Origin of the sequence: Neisseria sicca (assembly GCF_014054945.1) — a bacterium.
In the GTDB taxonomy this organism is placed as follows: Bacteria; Pseudomonadota; Gammaproteobacteria; order Burkholderiales; family Neisseriaceae; genus Neisseria; species Neisseria sicca.
This window is the reverse complement of record NZ_CP059566.1, coordinates 225,904-243,274: the sequence shown is the minus strand read 5'-3', so window position 1 is coordinate 243,274 and position 17,371 is coordinate 225,904. Positions and strand designations below refer to the sequence as shown.

22 protein-coding genes are annotated in these 17,371 nt (G+C 52.1%); 17 read left to right on the top strand and 5 right to left on the bottom strand.

What is annotated here, in order from left to right; all coding sequences use genetic code 11:
- Nucleotides 1-97: 97 nt before the first annotated feature.
- Both H3L95_RS01180 and ybeY read right to left on the bottom strand, forming a co-directional pair.
- Complete coding sequence (locus tag H3L95_RS01180; protein WP_003757575.1) at nucleotides 98-922, bottom strand: CorC family transporter; 825 nt, start codon at nucleotides 920-922, stop codon at nucleotides 98-100.
- A 1-nt stretch (nucleotide 923) separates the two neighbouring features.
- Nucleotides 924-1,439 (bottom strand): rRNA maturation RNase YbeY, encoded by a 516-nt coding sequence (ybeY, locus tag H3L95_RS01175; protein WP_003757572.1) that lies wholly within the window; start codon nucleotides 1,437-1,439, stop codon nucleotides 924-926.
- Between the two features lie 383 nt (nucleotides 1,440-1,822).
- Here ybeY and H3L95_RS13710 point away from each other — a divergent pair, with 383 nt between their 5' ends.
- The 7 genes from H3L95_RS13710 to H3L95_RS01145 all read left to right on the top strand — a co-directional run bounded on the left by H3L95_RS13710 (nucleotide 1,823) and on the right by H3L95_RS01145 (nucleotide 5,953).
- Nucleotides 1,823-1,984, top strand: coding sequence for a hypothetical protein (locus tag H3L95_RS13710; protein WP_003757570.1), 162 nt, complete (start codon nucleotides 1,823-1,825; stop codon nucleotides 1,982-1,984).
- A gap of 49 nt (nucleotides 1,985-2,033) precedes the next feature.
- A complete protein-coding gene (locus tag H3L95_RS13705) occupies nucleotides 2,034-2,198 on the top strand; it encodes a hypothetical protein (RefSeq protein ID WP_003757569.1) in 165 nt (54 codons plus the stop codon).
- Nucleotides 2,199-2,244: 46 nt separating this feature from the next.
- On the top strand, nucleotides 2,245-3,183 hold the full coding sequence (hemC, locus tag H3L95_RS01165) for a hydroxymethylbilane synthase (protein ID WP_003757567.1): 939 nt from the start codon (nucleotides 2,245-2,247) through the stop codon (nucleotides 3,181-3,183).
- A gap of 88 nt (nucleotides 3,184-3,271) precedes the next feature.
- A complete protein-coding gene (locus H3L95_RS01160) occupies nucleotides 3,272-3,742 on the top strand; it encodes a hypothetical protein (protein ID WP_003757565.1) in 471 nt (156 codons plus the stop codon).
- Between the two features lie 163 nt (nucleotides 3,743-3,905).
- On the top strand, nucleotides 3,906-4,454 hold the full coding sequence (locus tag H3L95_RS01155) for a carboxymuconolactone decarboxylase family protein (protein WP_003764609.1): 549 nt from the start codon (nucleotides 3,906-3,908) through the stop codon (nucleotides 4,452-4,454).
- 154 nt (nucleotides 4,455-4,608) lie between these two features.
- Nucleotides 4,609-5,697: an acyl-CoA dehydrogenase family protein gene (locus tag H3L95_RS01150; protein WP_003757558.1), complete on the top strand. Its 1,089-nt coding sequence runs from the start codon at nucleotides 4,609-4,611 to the stop codon at nucleotides 5,695-5,697.
- An 85-nt stretch (nucleotides 5,698-5,782) separates the two neighbouring features.
- Complete coding sequence (locus H3L95_RS01145) at nucleotides 5,783-5,953, top strand: rubredoxin (protein ID WP_003757556.1); 171 nt, start codon at nucleotides 5,783-5,785, stop codon at nucleotides 5,951-5,953.
- A gap of 86 nt (nucleotides 5,954-6,039) precedes the next feature.
- Here H3L95_RS01145 and H3L95_RS01140 read toward each other — a convergent pair whose 3' ends face one another.
- The 3 genes from H3L95_RS01140 to H3L95_RS01130 form a co-directional block, all read right to left on the bottom strand.
- Entirely contained in the window at nucleotides 6,040-7,284 is a 1,245-nt protein-coding gene (locus H3L95_RS01140) for a beta-ketoacyl-ACP synthase (RefSeq protein WP_003757555.1), read from the bottom strand.
- Nucleotides 7,278-8,006: a 3-oxoacyl-ACP reductase FabG gene (gene fabG / locus H3L95_RS01135; protein ID WP_003757552.1), complete on the bottom strand. Its 729-nt coding sequence runs from the start codon at nucleotides 8,004-8,006 to the stop codon at nucleotides 7,278-7,280. Before fabG ends, H3L95_RS01140 begins: the two co-directional genes overlap by 7 nt.
- A gap of 63 nt (nucleotides 8,007-8,069) precedes the next feature.
- A complete protein-coding gene (locus H3L95_RS01130; RefSeq protein ID WP_420911904.1) occupies nucleotides 8,070-8,558 on the bottom strand; it encodes a hotdog family protein in 489 nt (162 codons plus the stop codon).
- 111 nt (nucleotides 8,559-8,669) lie between these two features.
- Here H3L95_RS01130 and H3L95_RS01125 point away from each other — a divergent pair, with 111 nt between their 5' ends.
- From H3L95_RS01125 to H3L95_RS01080, 10 genes are all read left to right on the top strand, one after another.
- A complete protein-coding gene (locus tag H3L95_RS01125) occupies nucleotides 8,670-9,428 on the top strand; it encodes a beta-ketoacyl synthase chain length factor (protein WP_003757549.1) in 759 nt (252 codons plus the stop codon).
- A complete protein-coding gene (locus tag H3L95_RS01120; protein WP_009174185.1) occupies nucleotides 9,425-10,183 on the top strand; it encodes a lysophospholipid acyltransferase family protein in 759 nt (252 codons plus the stop codon). Before H3L95_RS01125 ends, H3L95_RS01120 begins: the two co-directional genes overlap by 4 nt.
- Entirely contained in the window at nucleotides 10,180-10,440 is a 261-nt protein-coding gene (locus tag H3L95_RS01115; protein ID WP_003757545.1) for a phosphopantetheine-binding protein, read from the top strand. The genes H3L95_RS01120 and H3L95_RS01115 overlap by 4 nt, the downstream gene beginning before the upstream one ends.
- 12 nt (nucleotides 10,441-10,452) lie before the next feature.
- Nucleotides 10,453-10,704, top strand: a complete 252-nt coding sequence (locus H3L95_RS01110; protein WP_003685738.1) for an acyl carrier protein — start codon at nucleotides 10,453-10,455, stop codon at nucleotides 10,702-10,704.
- A gap of 111 nt (nucleotides 10,705-10,815) precedes the next feature.
- Nucleotides 10,816-11,256, top strand: a complete 441-nt coding sequence (locus H3L95_RS01105) for a hypothetical protein (RefSeq protein ID WP_003757543.1) — start codon at nucleotides 10,816-10,818, stop codon at nucleotides 11,254-11,256.
- A 119-nt stretch (nucleotides 11,257-11,375) separates the two neighbouring features.
- Nucleotides 11,376-11,915, top strand: a complete 540-nt coding sequence (locus tag H3L95_RS01100) for a COG4648 family protein (protein ID WP_003757541.1) — start codon at nucleotides 11,376-11,378, stop codon at nucleotides 11,913-11,915.
- Between the two features lie 214 nt (nucleotides 11,916-12,129).
- Complete coding sequence (locus tag H3L95_RS01095; RefSeq protein ID WP_003757536.1) at nucleotides 12,130-13,596, top strand: ATP-dependent nuclease; 1,467 nt, start codon at nucleotides 12,130-12,132, stop codon at nucleotides 13,594-13,596.
- Nucleotides 13,597-13,627: 31 nt separating this feature from the next.
- Nucleotides 13,628-15,382: an ApeI family dehydratase gene (locus H3L95_RS01090; RefSeq protein WP_182096186.1), complete on the top strand. Its 1,755-nt coding sequence runs from the start codon at nucleotides 13,628-13,630 to the stop codon at nucleotides 15,380-15,382.
- 156 nt (nucleotides 15,383-15,538) lie between these two features.
- Nucleotides 15,539-16,627, top strand: coding sequence for a FlxJ family methyltransferase (locus tag H3L95_RS01085; protein ID WP_003757529.1), 1,089 nt, complete (start codon nucleotides 15,539-15,541; stop codon nucleotides 16,625-16,627).
- A 14-nt stretch (nucleotides 16,628-16,641) separates the two neighbouring features.
- Nucleotides 16,642-17,367: a glycosyltransferase family 2 protein gene (locus H3L95_RS01080; protein ID WP_003757524.1), complete on the top strand. Its 726-nt coding sequence runs from the start codon at nucleotides 16,642-16,644 to the stop codon at nucleotides 17,365-17,367.
- The last annotated feature ends 4 nt before the right edge of the window (nucleotides 17,368-17,371 follow it).

The following is a 17,371-nucleotide window of genomic DNA, read 5'->3' as shown; positions in this document are numbered from 1 at the left end:
CGTTCCATTTCTCCTTAATTCAAGACCAAAAGGTCGTCTGAAAACCTGTTTCCAAGTTTTCAGACGACCTTGCTTCATTTGTTCTTCAAGTAAATTGTTATTTCACCTTAGTCGCCATCAACGTATGCAACCGGCGGTTGTCGGCGCGGGCGACAGTGAACTGCAAACCGCCGATAACGACTTTTTCTCCGCGCACGGGCAGGTGTCCCAATTCCTGAATGACCAGTCCGCCGATGCTGTCGGCTTCTTCGCTGCTGTAATCCGTACCAAAAAAGGCGTTGATGTCTTCGATTTCGGTTACGGCGTTGATACGCCAGCGTTCGGTGGAAACGGCGTGGATATTGTCCGCGCTTTCGTCTTCGTCAAACTCGTCTTCGATGTCGCCGACGATTTGTTCGATAATGTCTTCAAAAGTTACCAGACCCGACGTGCCGCCGTATTCGTCGATAACGATTGCCATGTGGTTGCGCTGCTCGCGGAATTCTTTCAAAAGCGCGTTCAGCGATTTGCCTTCGGGTACAAAGACGGCGGGACGAAGGATGGATTTGAGGTTGAACTGCTCTGGATTGAACATGTATTTGAGCAGGTCTTTGGCGTGCAGGATGCCGAGGACTTCGTCTTTGTCTTCGCCGATGACGGGGAAGCGGGAATGGGCGGTTTCAATGACGTAGGCAGTGATGCGCTCGATGCTGTCGTTTTCTTTCAAAACGTTCATATGGCTGCGGGTAATCATGGCATCGCGCACTTCCAAATCGGCAAAGTCGAGGACTTTTTCCAGCCGCAAAAGTGTATCCGCGTCAAACACTTCCTGCTCGTGCGCCTGCCGCAGCAGGCTGAGTACGTCTTCGGCGGAATCGGGTTCGCCGGCAAGTCGGGAAATCAAACGTTCGAAAAATGTCGGTTTCGACCGGGTGTCGTCCATTTCAGTATTCGTCCTCTTGGTAGGGGTTGGGATAACCTGCCGCCTGCATCAGGCGGATTTCGAGCGCCTCCATTTCTTCGGCCTCGGTCTCTTCGATGTGGTCGTAGCCCATCAGGTGCAGCGTGCCGTGCATGGTCAGGTGGGCAAAGTGCTGCTCGGCGGTTTTGCCCTGCTCGGCAGCTTCTTTCAATACGACTTGCGGGCAGATGATCAAATCGCCGCAAAGCTCGTCTGAAAACTGATCGGGCAGAATTTCGCCTTCGTTCAAGGCAAAACTCAACACATTGGTGGCGTAGTCTTTGCCGCGGTAATCGCGGTTGTAGGCGCGTGCTTCTTCTTCGTCCAGAAGAATCAGGCTGATGTCGGCGCGGCGGTATTCGTTTTTCAACGCCGCCCATGCCCAGCGGTAGAAATCGCGTTCGCTCGGAAGATTGGCGGCGGTTGAGGCGTTTTCAAAATTCAGGCAGAAACGTTGCCGCTGCAACGATAAGAAGGGATATTTTTTGGCGCGTTTCATGCTGTAAGGCTGTTGGGTTTAAAATGTTTTTAGAGAATAAGTTTTATTTTACGGCAGTATGAACTAACATCATGCCGACAGACCCTGTATTCCGTTTCTTGCGGTCTGTCGAAATCGGCATTTCAATGCCGGTACACATTATAGTTTATTTCGTTGCAACAGATATATAGTGGATTAACTTTAAACCAGTACGGCGTTGCCTTGCCTTAGCTCAAAGAAAACGATTCTCTAAGGTGCTGAAGCACCAAGTGAATCGGTTCCGTACTGTCTGTACTGTCTGCGGCTTCGTCGCCTTGTCCTGATTTAAATTTAATCCACTATAGTGCAACGGCTTCTCCGACAGCTTCGCAGCGGAATACCTTTATCAACCACGGTAATTGCAAATGAACAAATTTCTTTTCCCCCTACTGATTGCCCTGACAGCCTGCTCCCCGCAAAACAAAATCGAAACGTCGGCTGCCAAACCGACGGAAACTCAGGTCGAAAAAAACAGCGGCGATACGGTTAAAATGACTGGAACAGTCCATTACGCTCGCACAGGCTGAATTTACTGCCGACGGGAAAACCTATTTCATCAACGGAGGCGAAAGCCTGATGGATCAAGTAGAAAAGAACCGCCTGAGTTCCGGCTCATATAACGTTACCCTGAACAATATCTGCATTCAGGGAAAAGTGCTGACCAAAGAGCAAAACCAAGGCAACGGATTCGGTCCTTTGGGCAAGTACAGTCAGGCGGTTACCGTAGAAAGTTTGTGTTAGACTGTCGAACTTCCCGCCTCATGAATTAGAAAATCAGAAACCGCAAATGAACCCGAAAAAACTCGTTATCGCCAGCCGCGAAAGCCTGCTTGCCATGTGGCAGGCAAAACATATCCAAGGTCGTCTGAAAACCCTGTATCCCGACTGCGAAGTCGAAATCTTGGGCATGACCACGCGCGGCGACCAGATTTTGGACAAAACCCTGTCGAAAATCGGCGGCAAAGGCCTGTTTATCAAAGAGTTGGAACAAGCCTTACAGGACGGTCGCGCCGATTTGGCAGTACATTCGATTAAAGACGTGCCGATGGATTTGCCCGAAGACTTCGCCCTTGCCGCCATCGGCGAGCGCGCCAATCCGTTTGACGCGTTCGTATCCAATCAATACGCGCGTTTGGAAGAAATGCCCAAAGGCGCCGTCGTCGGCACATCCAGCCTGCGCCGCGAAGCCCAGTTGCGCGCCCGCTATCCGCACTTAGTCATCAAACCCCTGCGCGGCAACGTGCAAACCCGCCTGTCCAAACTCGACAACGGCGAATACGATGCCATCATCCTCGCCGCCGCCGGATTGCAGCGTTTGGAACTGGACGAACGCATCCGCCTGATTCTCTCCGAAGCCGACAGCCTGCCCGCCGCAGGACAAGGCGCGTTGGGCATCGAAATCGCCGCACACCGCACCGACCTTTTGGACGTCTTGAAACCCTTAAACCACGATGTCACACACGCCTGCGTGACCGCCGAACGCGCCCTCGCCCGCGCTCTGGGCGGAAGCTGCCAAGTGCCACTTGCTGCGTATTGCACCGAAGAAAACGGCCTGCTCACCCTGCGCGGACTGGTCGGACATCCCGACGGCTCGGTAATCTTGCAGGCAGACGCGCAAGCCCCCGCCACCTACGCCGACGCGCTCGGACGCGCGGTCGCCAAAAAGCTGGCGGACGACGGCGCACAGGAATTGATTGAAGCCGTATTGAAAGAACAAGCCGAATAAATCGGTTCGCAAGAAAAGGTCGTCTGAAAACTGTATTTTGGTTTTCAGACGACCTTTCATATAAACCGTTAAAACAAAGAAGGGCAAAATGAAAAATATCGGTAGATTTCTGGCTGCCGCGACATTAACCGTATTCGCCGCATCAGGTTGCAAAAGCGTTTTGCACAAAGAAACGTCTACGCCTCAAGGGCTTTGCGCCATAAAGGAAAATCCTCACCCGCCGGCAACCATTTATTATGCGAAACGCAGCAGCTTGAACCCTAAAATGTTGATGTTCATTGGTGAAGAAAATGATCTGGCTTTTCTTTGCGGATTTGGACCGCAGGAAAAAGAATGGTGGCATGTTCTCTACGACCAGACCGGTGTTTTACAATCTGCATGGCTGTATGATGAACATGCCGGGCATGTGGCTATATATGAAAGGAAGAAGAATGGATTTAACGGGGGACGTTTGGATGACGTTTCAAAAAATATCAGCGAGGCTGAGATGCTTGAAATATTGGGTATGAAAAGCCCGTATTTGTCGGAAGAGGTCAAGTTGCTGAAGAAGATTCGTTAAAGTTTATATAAGGTCGTCTGAAAACTGTATTTTAGTTTTCAGACGACCTTTCTTGCTTATAACTTTTGGTTTGCAGCACATAACCAATCAGTCTTTCCTGTCAAACGACAATCGGAGTAGTATGCCACATTCCGTTCAATACACTGAAAACAAAGGTATAAATATGGCACGCTTAACCGTACACACCGTCGAAACCGCTCCCGAAGCAGCAAAACCCCGCGTCGAAGCCGCGCTGAAAAACAACGGCTTCATCCCCAACCTCATCGGCGTATTGGCCAACGCGCCTGAAGCGTTGGCGTTCTATCAAGAAGTCGGCAAACTGAACGCCGCCAACAGTCTGACTCCCGGTGAAGTCGAAGTCATCCAAATCATCGCCGCCCGCACCAACGAATGCGGTTTCTGCGTGGCAGGCCACACCAAGCTGGCAACCCTGAAAAAACTCCTGTCCGAACAATCCATCAAAGCCGCGCGCGCGTTGGCGGCAGGCGAATTTGACGATGCCAAACTGGGCGCGCTCGCCGCGTTTACCCAAGCCGTGATGGCGAAAAAAGGCGCGGTATCCGATGCTGAACTCAAAGCCTTCTTCGATGCAGGCTACAACCAACAGCAGGCTGTCGAAGTCGTAATGGGCGTTGCCTTGGCGACTTTGTGCAACTACGTCAACAACGTCGCTCAAACAGAAATCAACCCTGAATTGCAGGCGTTCGCCTGATTCTGACCCAAGGTCGTCTGAAAAGCGGCGGCAAAACCGTTTGCCCGTTTTCAGACGACCTTTTTCAAAAACGCCGTCCCTGTAACGGACCGCTTCCTCTTTCCAACGGAACGCCCTCCCTGCGCCGTCCGCACACATTTTCAAGGATAAGACCATGAACCGTGAAACCTTATTGTCTCAAGTTGCCGAACTCGTCAAAACCAAACTCAAACCCTTAGTGGACGAAATCGACCGCAATGGCTTGTATCCCGAAGAATTTATGCGCGAACTCGGCGCTATCGGCGGATTCGGCGCAGTCGGTACGGAAGCGGAAGGCGGCAACGGCTTGGGTTTGGCGACGCAAATCGCCGTCTTGCGCGAAGTCGGCAAAGAATGCGGCGCGACCTCGTTCAGCGCATGGTGTCAGGCGGCTTGCGCTTGGTATCTGCACCAAACGCCCAACCAAGCCGTCAAAGACAAATACCTCGCCGACATCCTGCAAGGCAAAGTCTTAGCGGGTACGGGCATGTCCAATACCGTCAAACACCTTGCCGGTATTGAAAAACACAACCTTCAAGCCGAGCGTATGGACGGCGGCTACAAAGTCAACGGCGCGCTGCCTTGGGTATCCAACATCGGCGAAGACCACATCTGGGCGAATACCGCCCAAATCGGCGACAGCTACGTCATGTTCATTACCGGCGGACAATGGGAAGGCGTGACCCTGCAAGCCTGCCCCGAATTTTGCGCCCTCGAAGGCACGCGCACGTTCAGCCTGAACTTCAAAGACGTATTCATCCCTGACGAAGACGTGATTGCCGCGCCCGAACAGTTCTCCGACTACATCGCCTCCATCAAGTCCGGCTTTATCCTGCTGCAAATCGGCATCGGCGCGGGCGTGATCGACGGCAGCCTCGGCATCATCCGCATCGCCAACGTCGTCAACGCCGAGGTCAACAGCTATCTCGACGACAGCTACGACAGCCTCAAGGCCGCCTTGGACGAGGCATGGCAAACCACCGAACGGCTGGCAGACTTGGCTTGGAACAACACGCCCGACAACCTCGCCACGCTGAAACTGCGCGCCGCCGCCGCCGAGCTGACGCTTGCCGCCGCCCAATCCGCCGCCTTACACGCCGGCGCCAAAGGCTACCTCATGCGCAGCCCCGCCCAACGCCGCGTCCGCGAAGCCATGTTTGTCGCCATCGTTACCCCCGCGTTGAAACACTTGCGCAAAGAAATCGCGGCGCTGGAAGCGGCATAAGGGCTGAAACAGACCAACAAGGGGTCGTCTGAAAACCTTTTGCCGACCGTTTTCAGACGACCTCAACCATTAGAAGGAACACACCATGGCACAATACATGTGCGGCCCCTGCGGCTGGATTTACGACGAAGACCTCGGCGATCCCGAACACGGTATCGCCCCCGGCACCAAATTCGATGACATCCCCGACGATTGGAAATGCCCCGAATGCGGCGTGGGCAAAGAAGACTTTTATCTGCTGGACTTCGTGATATAGCTTTGGACACGCTAAAAAGGTCGTCTGAAACGTTGGGTCAAACGGTTTCAGACGACCTTTTGGATTTTGTGATAACGCGGCTGCGATTAAGCGTTTTCATCCCGCCAGCGTTTGAACACCAGCGAAGTATTCACGCCGCCGAAAGCGAAATTGTTGCTGACCACATAATCTGTTTCGATTTCGCGGCCGCCGCTCAAAATATAGTCCACCTTGCCGCAGCGCGGGTCGATATCGTTCAGATTGACGGTCGGGGCAAACCAGCCGCTGTTCATCATTTCGATGGTGAACCACGCTTCCAGCGCACCGCACGCGCCGAGCGTATGACCGAGATAGCTTTTTTGCGAACTCATGGGAATGAATCCGAACACGGCTTCGGTCGCCAGCGTTTCGGCGATGTCGCCTTTTTCGGTCGCCGTACCGTGGCCGCTGACGTAGCCGACTTTATCAGGCGTAATGCCCGCGTCTTGCAGCGCGAGTTCCATACATTTCTGCATGGTTTCTTTTTGCGGCTGGGTAACGTGGCTGCCGTCGCTGTTGGCGCCGTAGCCGACGAGTTCGGCATAGATTTTCGCACCGCGCCGTTTGGCGTGTTCCAATTCTTCCAACACGAAAATCCCTGCGCCTTCGCCAATGACCAAGCCGTCGCGTCCGTTGTCGTAAGGACGCGGGGTCAATTCGGGTTCGCCGTTGCGGCGGCTGGCGGCGTAGAGCGAGTCGAAAACATACACTTCGGACGGACAAAATTCTTCGCCGCCGCCCGCCAACATCATGTCTATCATGCCGTATTTGATGGCTTCGTAGGCATAGCCTATGCCTTGGCTGCCGGACGAACACGCGCTCGAAGTCGGGATAATACGTCCTTTCAATCCGAAAAAGATGCCGATATTGGCGGCGGTCGTATGCGGCATCATGCGCACATAAGTATTGGCGTTGAAATTGCGCGATGTACCCGTAGTCAGCAGTTCGCCCATATCGCCGATGTCTTTGGTACTGCCGACAGACGAACCGCACGCCACGCCCATGCGTCCGTCGGTAATGCTTTCGTCTCCAAGTAAACCTGCGTCCGTCAGGGCCTGCTCCGCCGCATCAACACACAGGTGCGACACGCGCCCCATGCTTCTGAGCTGCTTGCGCGTCCAATGTTCGGGCGGGGTGTAGCCTTCAATCGGCGCACCCAGCTGCGCTTCCAATTCGGGGAAACGTTCGCGCCAATCCATGTATTTGACGGCATTTTTTTCAGCTTTAAACGCCGCCTGTATGCTTTGCCAATCACGACCGAAGGCGGTAATGCCGCCTATGCCCGTTACTACGACTCTTCTGGTATTCAACACAAACCTCCGTTCACCGCAATCACTTGGCGCGTGATGTACGCCGCTTTTTCATCCATCAGGAAGCGCACCGCATGCGCCACTTCTTCCGGCAGCCCCATACGCGCGGCGGGGACGGCTTTCAAAATTTCTTCAACGGGTACATTTTCATCGACAATCTCCGTATCGATTAAACCCGGCGCCACGCAGTTGACAGTGATTTTGCGTTTCGCCAGTTCGACCGCCAAGGCTTTCGCCGCGCCGATCAAGCCCGCCTTGGACGCGCTGTAATTGACCTGCCCGCGGTTGCCCGTCAAGCCGGACACCGACGCCATGCACACAATCCGTCCGGCTTTGCGGCGTCGTATCATCGGCATGGTCAACGGGTGCAACACATTATAAAAACCGTCCAAATTGGTTCGCAGCACCAAATCCCAATCGTCGTCTGAAAACGCGGGGAAAGCATTGTCGCGCGTCAGTCCGGCGTTCAACACCACACCGTAATACGCGCCGTTTGCTTCGATGTCGGCAGTCAAAATATCGCGGCAGGCTGCGCGGTCGGACACGTCAAACTGCAACACCCTCGCCTGTCTGCCCAAAGCGCGGATTTCTTCCGCTACGGCTTCGGCTTCATCGCGGCGGCTGCGGCAATGGACGACTATATCAAAGCCGTCCTCAGCCAAACCGAGTGCGACGGCTTTGCCTATGCCCCGGTTGGAGCCGGTAATCAAGATGGTTTCGCTCATAATGTTTCCTATTGGTTGGCGCGGTCTGCTTATTGGTCATCATCTGGACAGAGAAGGCTGTTTTCAGACGACCTTTCCGTCTTTCGGACTGTACACGTTCAACGAGGCTTTTGCCACCAGCCCGTCCGCGGGCAGCTTGGCGCGGGCAGCTTCAGGCGCATCCGTCCAATGCAGTTCGCAATCGAATACGCCCATGCCGCCCGGGTCCTGTATCGACAGATTGGCGACCACCTTCATCTGCGTTCCGACGGGCAGGCTGTCGGCAAACAATTCCAGCTTGCGCGTTCCCAGCAAAAAGCCAAGCCGCACCGGCTCACCCGCTTCCAAAGCCTGTATGCCCGCAAACGCGCCTATGCCCTGCGCCATGATTTCCATCAGCGATGTCGCCGGCAATGCCCCGTCAACCAACAAGATGTGCTTTTCCCCCACGCCGGCTTGGGCGCAAACGTGTTTCGGGCTGTATTCCGTCACACAATCAAGCAACACCATATGGCCGCTGTGTGGCAATAAAGAAGCAACATCATGAATGGGGCAAATTAAATTTACAGTCATAAAGGTCGTCTGAAAACAGAATACGTTAGAATATCGCGATTATATCAGACCCTAGAATGTGTTAAGCTATTTCGTTAAAATACATCACAATGTAAACTTTTGAAAACCATCATGTCATCCAACATTTGCCGTTTTTCTTTCAATATCGCCGCTTGGCACGCTTCAAGCAGTAAAATCGCCACGCCCGAACAATGGCGGCAATGGGCTTCAGGCACATTAGACACCGCCGGGCTGCCCGACCACAAACCCGCGCTTGCCTTCCTGCCCGCCCTGCAGCGCCGCCGTTTGGGCAAAGCCGCGCGCCTGATTTGCGACGCCTCGTGGGAATTGGCGGAACAATACCCCGGCAGCCCGTTGGTTTACGCCTCGCATGACGGAGAAATCAACCGCAGTTTCGAATTATGGCTTGGGCTGTTGCAAACCGACAGCGTTTCACCGACCTCCTTCGGACTGTCCGTCCACAACGCCCCTGCCGGACAATGGTCCATGTTGCGCGGCGACATGAGCGAACACACCGCCCTCGCCGCCGGCAGCGACAATTTTGAAACCACTTTGGCAGAAGCCTATGCCCTGCTGCAAGACGGCGCACCATCCGTGTTGGTCTTAATCGCCGACGATCCTTTGTCCGACGACTACCCCGTCCACGCCACACGCGCCCCGTTTGCCTACGCCCTGTCGCTTGTATTGACGCAGGGAGACGGCTACACACTCAGCCTCGATGTTGACGACACGTCGTCTGAAAACCCGTCCGACCTGCTGTCAGCCGATTACTGGGGCGCGCTCGACTGGGTCCGTTTCTTACTTTCAGACGACCTTTCGGCAGAGTGGCAACATGAAAAACGCCGATGGACATGGTGCAAAAATCCATGAAAACCCTAGACTACTGCCGCCGTTTCTTCGCTACCCTGTTCGGCTTCATCCTCTTCGGCGTTGCAGGCGTATTGTTCAAAATCGCGCTTTTGCCCTACACGCTCAAATCCACCAAAGGCGACATCCCGCGCCAACTTGCCGCCCGCCGCATGATTGGCCGCGTGTGGCGGTTTTTCGTCGGCTATCTGCAATGGTCGGGCGTCTTGAGCGTCCGTTTCAACGGTTTGGAAAAACTCGGCCGGCCGGGGCAGCTCGTCCTCGCCAACCATCCCTCGCTGCTGGATGTCGTCTTGATGGTCAGCCACTTCCCCGACCCGAACGTGCTGGTCAAAAAAGACCTGTTGAACAACCCCAGCATGAAGAGCCAGATTATCGCTTCCGGCTACATCCCCAACGATGAAAGCATGGAAATGTTGGAAGAAATCGACGCCGTGTTCAAAAGCGGGCAAAGTATGCTGATTTTCCCCGAAGGCACGCGCACAGGCTGGGACGGACAGGTTAAAATGCACCGTGGCGCGGTATCGCTCGGTTTGCGCAGCGCATCGGTCATCACCCCCGTGTGCATCAAAATGACGCCGCCCAATTTCAAAAAAGGCCAGCCTTGGTACAAAATACCGCCGCACAAAATCCATTATGAAATCACCGTCGGCGACGACATCCTGCCCGAAGAATGGCTGGCGGAAAAACCCCTACCCATCGCCGCAAGGCGTTTAAACGAATACCTTCAAGACTATTTCACAAGGAAAACCACATGAATAACTTAGAAAACCAAATCAAAGAATTGATCATCGACAGCTTGGGGCTGGAAGACATCACCCCTGCCGACATCGGCAGCGAAGACCCGCTCTTCGGCGACGAAGGCTTGGGTCTGGATTCCGTCGACGCGCTGGAACTCGGTTTGGCAGTGCAAAAAACCTTCGGCTTCCAGCTCGACGGCGAAAACGACAACCTGCGCGAAAACTTCGCCAACGTTAAAACACTGGCAGAATTCGTCAAAAGCCGTCAGGCATAAAGGAGAAGCGATATGACCGAACAAGAAGTACGCACCCTTCTGACCGATGCACTGGTCAACCTGTTTGAAATCGAACCCGAGCGCATCAAACCCGAGACCAACCTCTACGAAGACTTGGAAATCGACAGCATCGACGCCATCGACCTCATCGACCACATCAAACGCGAAACCGGCCGCAAACTGCAAGCCGAAGACTTCCGCAACGTGCGCACCGTAGAAGACGTGGTTCAGGCGGTTTTGAAAGTACAAGCACAAGATTCCTGATTCTGATTTAAATCGGCATATTTTCAGACGGCCTTGTCAATCGGCAAGGTCGTCTGAACATCAATAACAACATCAACCTTTCTCACTTATCCATAATATACAACTAACACCATGAAAAAATTCATTTCCCTACTGCTCTTACTCCCCGCCTTGTCTGCGCACGCTGAAATTTCCCTCATCAAAAAAATGACACATGCCGAGTGTATGCAAGTCATTCATGATTCATTTGATATGTATCACGATATGGAATTTTGTGAAAAAGAGGCAAACGATGAGACTGAACGCAACGGCATAGTGGCATGGAATATGGCTGGATTTGCCAACAGCAAATCAGAAATGTCCCCTATCTGCCCAACGGTCAAAAAAATGACCGAACAAGAGCAAGCTCAATTTTCTTCCCGCTATCCGGAATCTCATGAACCCAAAGAGGTAGAAAAATTCTGTACCCCGAAAAACCGCAAACGCATTGCCAAGCTTTATCCAAAATACTATGAGCTGCTCGTGGAACATGAAGCCTTTGAAAAAAATAAAAATAAGGAAGAAAACGAATAATCCAATATCGCAGAAAATCTCAGAGCTTATCCTCTGAGATTTTCTGCCGCCCAAACGCCCTTACCCCGACATTTTCAGACGACCCCTCAGCGAAGCCCGTCTGAAGAATAACAACACCCATGAAAATATTAGGAAAACTCCTGCTGACCCTCGCCAGCCTTGCCTATCCGCTCCTATGGTATTACGGCAGGGAAAACGGCGCGTTTTTCTGGCTTGCCGCCGCCATGTGCATCCTGTGGCTGATACGCGCCGCCATGCCGCAAACCACAGCACAACGCATTACGGCGATTATCCTTGCCGCCTTTTTCGCCGCCGTACTGGTTTTCAGACGACCCGACTCGATGTATTGGTATCCCGTCGCCGTCAACGCGCTGATGCTTGCCGTTTTCGGCGGCAGCCTGTTTGCCAAACAAACCGTCATCGAACGCCTCGCCCGACTGCAACACCCCGACCTGCCGCCCGAAGGCGTGCGCCACACCCGCCGCGTTACGCAAATCTGGTGCGGCTTCTTCATCCTCAACGGCGCAACCGCCGCCATTCTGGCAGGTTTGCAATATTATGACTGGTGGGCGGCTTATACCGGCATCGTGTCGTATGTGTTGATGGGGCTTTTGTTTGCCGGAGAGTGGGTGTATCGGAAAGCCGTATTGAAAGTGTAGGTCGTCTGAAAAACATTAACTATTTCATTAAATCATAACTTGTTTGAAAAAACTGATATTGTTTTAGAAAAACACGGTTTTAAAAACGAAGAGTTTACGAATCTTAGTACATTGATATAACTTGGTATTGGATATTTGAAAGACGATTTTTAGTGTTTTTTTTGGTGGGGAAACTTAATACAATACAGATAATTTTAACCAAGGGAATTTTACTATGAACTTATCAATACATATTCAAAACATTAAATCAATTAAAGAACTAGATATTTGCTTGCCATTAGAGAAAGGGCTTTACGGAGTTACAGGACAAAATGCTTCAGGTAAAAGCACTCTAATCACTTGTGCTGCATCTGCTTTTTTTAACATGAGAATGAATGAATATCTTGGGAAAACTCCAGAAAATGCTGAGATCCACTTTCAATTGAATGATGGAAAGAAAATATGGAAAAAACAATCTGGTCGTTGGAAAAAATATTTTGAAGGAAAATTCCAACTAAAAGGGTTTTATGAGGGAAGTATTATTTTCGGTACTAGATTCCGAAATACAAATTATGAATTATTAATGAAACTTGATAAAATTGATGACAGTAAACTCCTGCCAGTTGACGATTTTATTAGAGTAAATTTAGGAATGATTCTACACAACAATGAGAACTATTATGAAAAAATTCTTAAATTACAGAATACTGATACTGACAAAGAATTCAGTGGGGATATTTTCTATTATCAAAAAGGTGAGAGTCGTGTAAGCCAATTTCACATGTCTACAGGAGAGAATCTTCTACTAAGCGTCTTAAATTCCCTTTTAAAACGCAATACAGATAGAGAAAATCAAGATTTCCCCTGCTTGTTATTACTAGATGAAATAGAATTAGCCTTACATCCTTCATCACTCAAAAGGTTAATTTCTTTCTTGAAAGAAATGGCTGAAACCTATAATTATGCAATATACTTTTCCACACACTCGATAGAACTAATTAGCAATATCCAGCCTGAAAACATTTTCTTCTTAGAAAGACATAGTGACAATACCATAGAAATATTAAATCCCTGCTACCCAGCTTATGCCACCCGTATTTTATATGATCATGAGGGATACGATTACATAATTATGGTGGAAGATGACCTGGCTCGAGGAGTTATAAATAAAATAATAAGAAATAATTCATTAATTAATAACAAATTAATTCATGTTCTTCCTTGCGGAGGCTACACAAATACGATTGACCTAGCAAATGAAGTTGTAAATAGTAATTTAACTGGGAAATTATCTAAAATTTGTATAATTCTAGATAGAGACGTTGAAGTTGAAGCTCAAGATTATATCAAAAAGCACAATATTAAAAACAATATCCCATTAAATTATTTACCTATTGAAAGTTTAGAAAAGTTTTTAAAAACCAAATTAATTGATAATGTTGACCATAAACTATTTAGAAAACTAAATGACTTTATATTCCATCAAAAAAGTCTAAAAGATTTAACTACAGAATACGAAAAGACATTTGACAAAACAAAAGATAAAAATGGTAAAAAATTCTATAGTATCTTAGAAACTGAATTGAAAAAACGAAATAAAGGCAGAGCGGAATTAATAGATATTACTATCGAACATCTTTCAAGTAACAACCTAAGTGAATATAAATCATTAGTTAATTTTTTACGTTCCCAATTAAGTTAACTTCTATGTCAACTTGCAATGAAATATGCCCATGCGCCTAACCCAAATCCTATCCCCCGACCTGCCCCAACAAGACCTTATCGCTACCCATCCAAATTGGACGCGTGCTGATTTCAACCGTGCGGTTTTCCGGCTGTCAGGTCGTCTGAAAACAGCAAATGTGCAAACTGCCGCGTTGTGGTTTGACGATGCCGCGCTGTTTGCCTGCGCCGTGTTGGCGGTGTGGCATTCGGGCGGGCGGGTGTTGCTGCTGCCGAATCTGGCGCGGGACAATTTGGACTGGGGGCGGACGGCGGATGTGTTTTTGACGGATTCCGAAGATTTGCAAAGTAAGTTGGACAGTCAAACCGAACAACGCGATGAATCCGGACAGCCGTTGGATGTGCAACCCAACCCACCCGTGTGGCACCTGCCCGATTTGCTGACACACACGTCGCCTGAAAACTCGCCCCCCGCCCCTGAAAACCATCTGATTCCCGACCATGCCGAGGCATGGCTGAAAACGTCGGGTTCCAGCGGCGAGGCGCAGGTTATTGTGAAAACCGCCGCGCAGATGCAGGCGGAAGCCTTGATGTTGGCGGATGCGCTGCCATTCGGACGCGGCGGGGAAACGGTTATCGGCAGCGTCATTCCGCAACACCTTTACGGCTTCACTTTCCGTTTCGCGCTTGCGCTGACAATGGGCTGGCCTATGGAGCGGCGGCAGGCGGTTTATCCTGAAAACCTGCTCGCCAGTACGGCGGCGCATGAAAAAGTGGTGTGGATTGCCAGTCCGGCGGTACTCAACCGCTTAGGTGAAAACCGCAACTGGCAGAGCATCGGCCATAAAATCGCGGGTATCGTGTCGGCGGGCGGTGCGCTGCCCGAAGCCACGGCGGATTTGCTGCAACAGGCTGCCGTCCGCCCGTTTGAAGTGTACGGCAGCACCGAAACCGGCGTGATTGCGTCGCGTCGGGAAAGTTGCGAATGGCGGCCGTTTGCCGGTGTGGAAATCGGGCAGAACGAAGAAGGCGCATTGTGGGCATCTTCGCCGTGGTCGCCCGAACGCCGCCAGACCGCCGACTTAATCGAGCCGCAGCGCGACGGTTTCCTGCTGCTCGGCCGCCAAGACCGCATCATCAAATTCGAGGACAAACGCGTGTCGCTAACCCAAATCGAACACGAACTTTTACGGCATCCGTGGATCGCCGACGCCCATTGCGGCCGCCATCCGCAACATCAACGCATCGCCATATGGGCGGCGTTAAACGCGGACGGTATCGCCGCCCTGCGCGACCAAGGCCGAGCCGCCGTTGCCGACGCGCTCAAACGCTACCTTGCCGCCACGCAGGACACCATCGCCCTGCCCCGTTACTGGCGTTTCGCCGACAGCCTGCCGCGCAACGCTCAGGCCAAAATCGCCGCCGCCGATTTTCAGACGGCCTTTACCGTCGTCCAAACATCGCCCGTTTGGTCAAAAACATCATCTGAAGAAGAAACCGCCGCCGAAACCTTCATCGGCCGCGTGCCGCTCGATTTGGTCTATTTCGGCGGCCATTTCGCCACTTTCCCGCTCGTACCCGGCGTAGTCGAGCTGCAATGGGTACGCGATCTGGCGGCGCGGCATCCGTGGGGCAGGCAGCGCGTCGTCCGCGTGGAAAACCTGAAATACCAGCAGTTCGTCCGTCCGCATGACGAAGTGTCGGTGGAACTGAAATACGATGAAGCCAAAAACAAATTGAGCTTTAAAGTCAGCAATGGCGACAATCCCTGTGCATCGGGACGGATTGTGTTCGAGGTCGTCTGAAAATGCTTTTTTAGGTTCCGCCCTCTCCTGCGGGAAGAGGAAAACCTGCAAATCGGGGACAATCCCGCTCAAAAATATGCGGCCTCGGCATGACCCGTTTTTTAAATGGCCGCAAACCTAATAACAACCCATAATCAAATGAAAAGATAAAAAAATATGCAACTTTTTCCAGCACTAGCACAACGTTATTCCGAAGAACACCAGTCCGCAGGCGAAGCGCAGCGTTTGGCGCAGGAAATCGCCTTTGCGCCGATTGTGTTCCAAGTATCCCGCCTGATGGTGAAATTCGGCATTTTGGATTTGCTGAACGACCATTCAGACGGCCTTACTCAAGCCGAAATCGCCGAAAAAGCGCAAATCAGCGGTTACGCCGCGCAAGTGCTGCTTGAAGCCTCGCTCTCCATCGGCACGGTGCATACCCGCGACAACCGCTATTTCATCAGCAAAGCCGGCTGGTTCTTACTGAAAGACAAAATGGCGCGCGTGAACATGGATTTCACGCAGGAAATCTGTTACCAAGGCATGTTCGACTTGGAAAAAACCCTGCAAACGGGCAAACCCGAAGGGCTGAAAGTTTTCGGCAGCTGGCCGACGATTTACGAAGGCCTGTCCTCGCTGCCGAGCGTCGCGCAGGAAAAATGGTTTGCCTTCGACCACTATTATTCTGACAATTCCTTTGCCGAAGCCTTGAAAACCGTGTTCGCCAAACCGGTTAAAAAGCTGCTCGACGTCGGCGGCAACACCGGCCGCTGGGCGGAACAATGCGTCGGCTACAACGCCGAAGTCGAAGTTACCATCATGGATTTGCCGCAACAAATCGCCCTGATGCGCGAAGCGACCAAAGGCAAAACCGGCGCGGAACGCATCCATGCCCACCCTGCCAACCTGCTCGACCCCGAAGTTCCCTTCCCGACGGGTTTCGACGCGATTTGGATGAGCCAGTTTTTAGACTGTTTCAGCGAAGAACAAGTTACCGGCATCCTGCGCCGCGCCGCCGCTTCCATGAGTGCGCACACCAGCCTCTACATCATGGAACCCTGCTGGGACAGGCAGCAATACGAAACCGCCGCCTACTGCCTGACCATGACCAGCCTGTATTTCACCGCCATGGCCAACGGCAACAGCAAAATCTTCCATTCCGAAGACCTGATACGCTGCGTTGAAAACGCCGGATTGAAAGTGGCGGAAATTTCAGACGGCATCGGACGCGGACACAGCATTTTGCGCTGCGAGAAGGTCGTCTGAAAAACGGTATCCCCATGAAAACCCTAGTGTTAATCCCCCACTACAACCACCCCGCCGCCATCGCCCGCGTCGCACAGACCATGCACGGCTTCGGTTTGGACGTATTGATTGTGGACGACGGTTCGCGCGAAGAATGCAAACCCGTATTGCAGGCATTGGTTTCAGACGGCATCCACGTCCTTTACCGCCCCACCAACGGCGGCAAAGGCGCGGCGGTTAAAACCGGTTTGAAATACGCCGAAGAAAACGGTTACAGCCATGTTTTGCAGGTCGATGCCGACGGGCAGCACCATCTGGACGACACGCCCAAACTCTTGGCGGCGGCGGAACAAAACCCCGAAGCCGTCGTCTGCGGCTGGCCGCAATACGGCGGCGACGCGCCCAAAGCGCGGCTGTACGGACGCAAAATTACCGACTTCTGGAACATGCTGCACACTTGGTCGTGCGACATCAAAGACGGCATGTGCGGCTTCCGCCTGTACCCGCTCGCCCCCGCGCTTTCGGTCGTCCGCGAAGAAACCGTAGGCGACCGCATGGATTTCGACACGGAAATCCTCATCCGCCTGTACTGGCGCGGCGTCAAGCCGGTTTGGATTAAAACGCCCGTGCAATACGCCGCCGACGGCGTGTCCCACTTCAACGCCTTCGCCGACAACGTGCGCATCAGCAAAATGCACACACGGCTGTTTTTAGGGATGTTGCGGCGGCGTTTGGGCACTTTATTCGGAAAGGCCGTCTGAAACC

Coding starts and splice junctions, on each gene's coding strand:
- H3L95_RS01180 (WP_003757575.1), bottom strand. CDS start 922: ATGGACGACACCCGGTCGAAACCGACATTTTTCGAACGTTTGATTTCC.
- ybeY (WP_003757572.1), bottom strand. CDS start 1,439: ATGAAACGCGCCAAAAAATATCCCTTCTTATCGTTGCAGCGGCAACGT.
- H3L95_RS13710 (WP_003757570.1), top strand. CDS start 1,823: ATGAACAAATTTCTTTTCCCCCTACTGATTGCCCTGACAGCCTGCTCC.
- H3L95_RS13705 (WP_003757569.1), top strand. CDS start 2,034: ATGGATCAAGTAGAAAAGAACCGCCTGAGTTCCGGCTCATATAACGTT.
- hemC (WP_003757567.1), top strand. CDS start 2,245: ATGAACCCGAAAAAACTCGTTATCGCCAGCCGCGAAAGCCTGCTTGCC.
- H3L95_RS01160 (WP_003757565.1), top strand. CDS start 3,272: ATGAAAAATATCGGTAGATTTCTGGCTGCCGCGACATTAACCGTATTC.
- H3L95_RS01155 (WP_003764609.1), top strand. CDS start 3,906: ATGGCACGCTTAACCGTACACACCGTCGAAACCGCTCCCGAAGCAGCA.
- H3L95_RS01150 (WP_003757558.1), top strand. CDS start 4,609: ATGAACCGTGAAACCTTATTGTCTCAAGTTGCCGAACTCGTCAAAACC.
- H3L95_RS01145 (WP_003757556.1), top strand. CDS start 5,783: ATGGCACAATACATGTGCGGCCCCTGCGGCTGGATTTACGACGAAGAC.
- fabG (WP_003757552.1), bottom strand. CDS start 8,006: ATGAGCGAAACCATCTTGATTACCGGCTCCAACCGGGGCATAGGCAAA.
- H3L95_RS01130 (WP_420911904.1), bottom strand. CDS start 8,558: ATGACTGTAAATTTAATTTGCCCCATTCATGATGTTGCTTCTTTATTG.
- H3L95_RS01125 (WP_003757549.1), top strand. CDS start 8,670: ATGTCATCCAACATTTGCCGTTTTTCTTTCAATATCGCCGCTTGGCAC.
- H3L95_RS01120 (WP_009174185.1), top strand. CDS start 9,425: ATGAAAACCCTAGACTACTGCCGCCGTTTCTTCGCTACCCTGTTCGGC.
- H3L95_RS01115 (WP_003757545.1), top strand. CDS start 10,180: ATGAATAACTTAGAAAACCAAATCAAAGAATTGATCATCGACAGCTTG.
- H3L95_RS01110 (WP_003685738.1), top strand. CDS start 10,453: ATGACCGAACAAGAAGTACGCACCCTTCTGACCGATGCACTGGTCAAC.
- H3L95_RS01105 (WP_003757543.1), top strand. CDS start 10,816: ATGAAAAAATTCATTTCCCTACTGCTCTTACTCCCCGCCTTGTCTGCG.
- H3L95_RS01100 (WP_003757541.1), top strand. CDS start 11,376: ATGAAAATATTAGGAAAACTCCTGCTGACCCTCGCCAGCCTTGCCTAT.
- H3L95_RS01095 (WP_003757536.1), top strand. CDS start 12,130: ATGAACTTATCAATACATATTCAAAACATTAAATCAATTAAAGAACTA.
- H3L95_RS01090 (WP_182096186.1), top strand. CDS start 13,628: ATGCGCCTAACCCAAATCCTATCCCCCGACCTGCCCCAACAAGACCTT.
- H3L95_RS01085 (WP_003757529.1), top strand. CDS start 15,539: ATGCAACTTTTTCCAGCACTAGCACAACGTTATTCCGAAGAACACCAG.
- H3L95_RS01080 (WP_003757524.1), top strand. CDS start 16,642: ATGAAAACCCTAGTGTTAATCCCCCACTACAACCACCCCGCCGCCATC.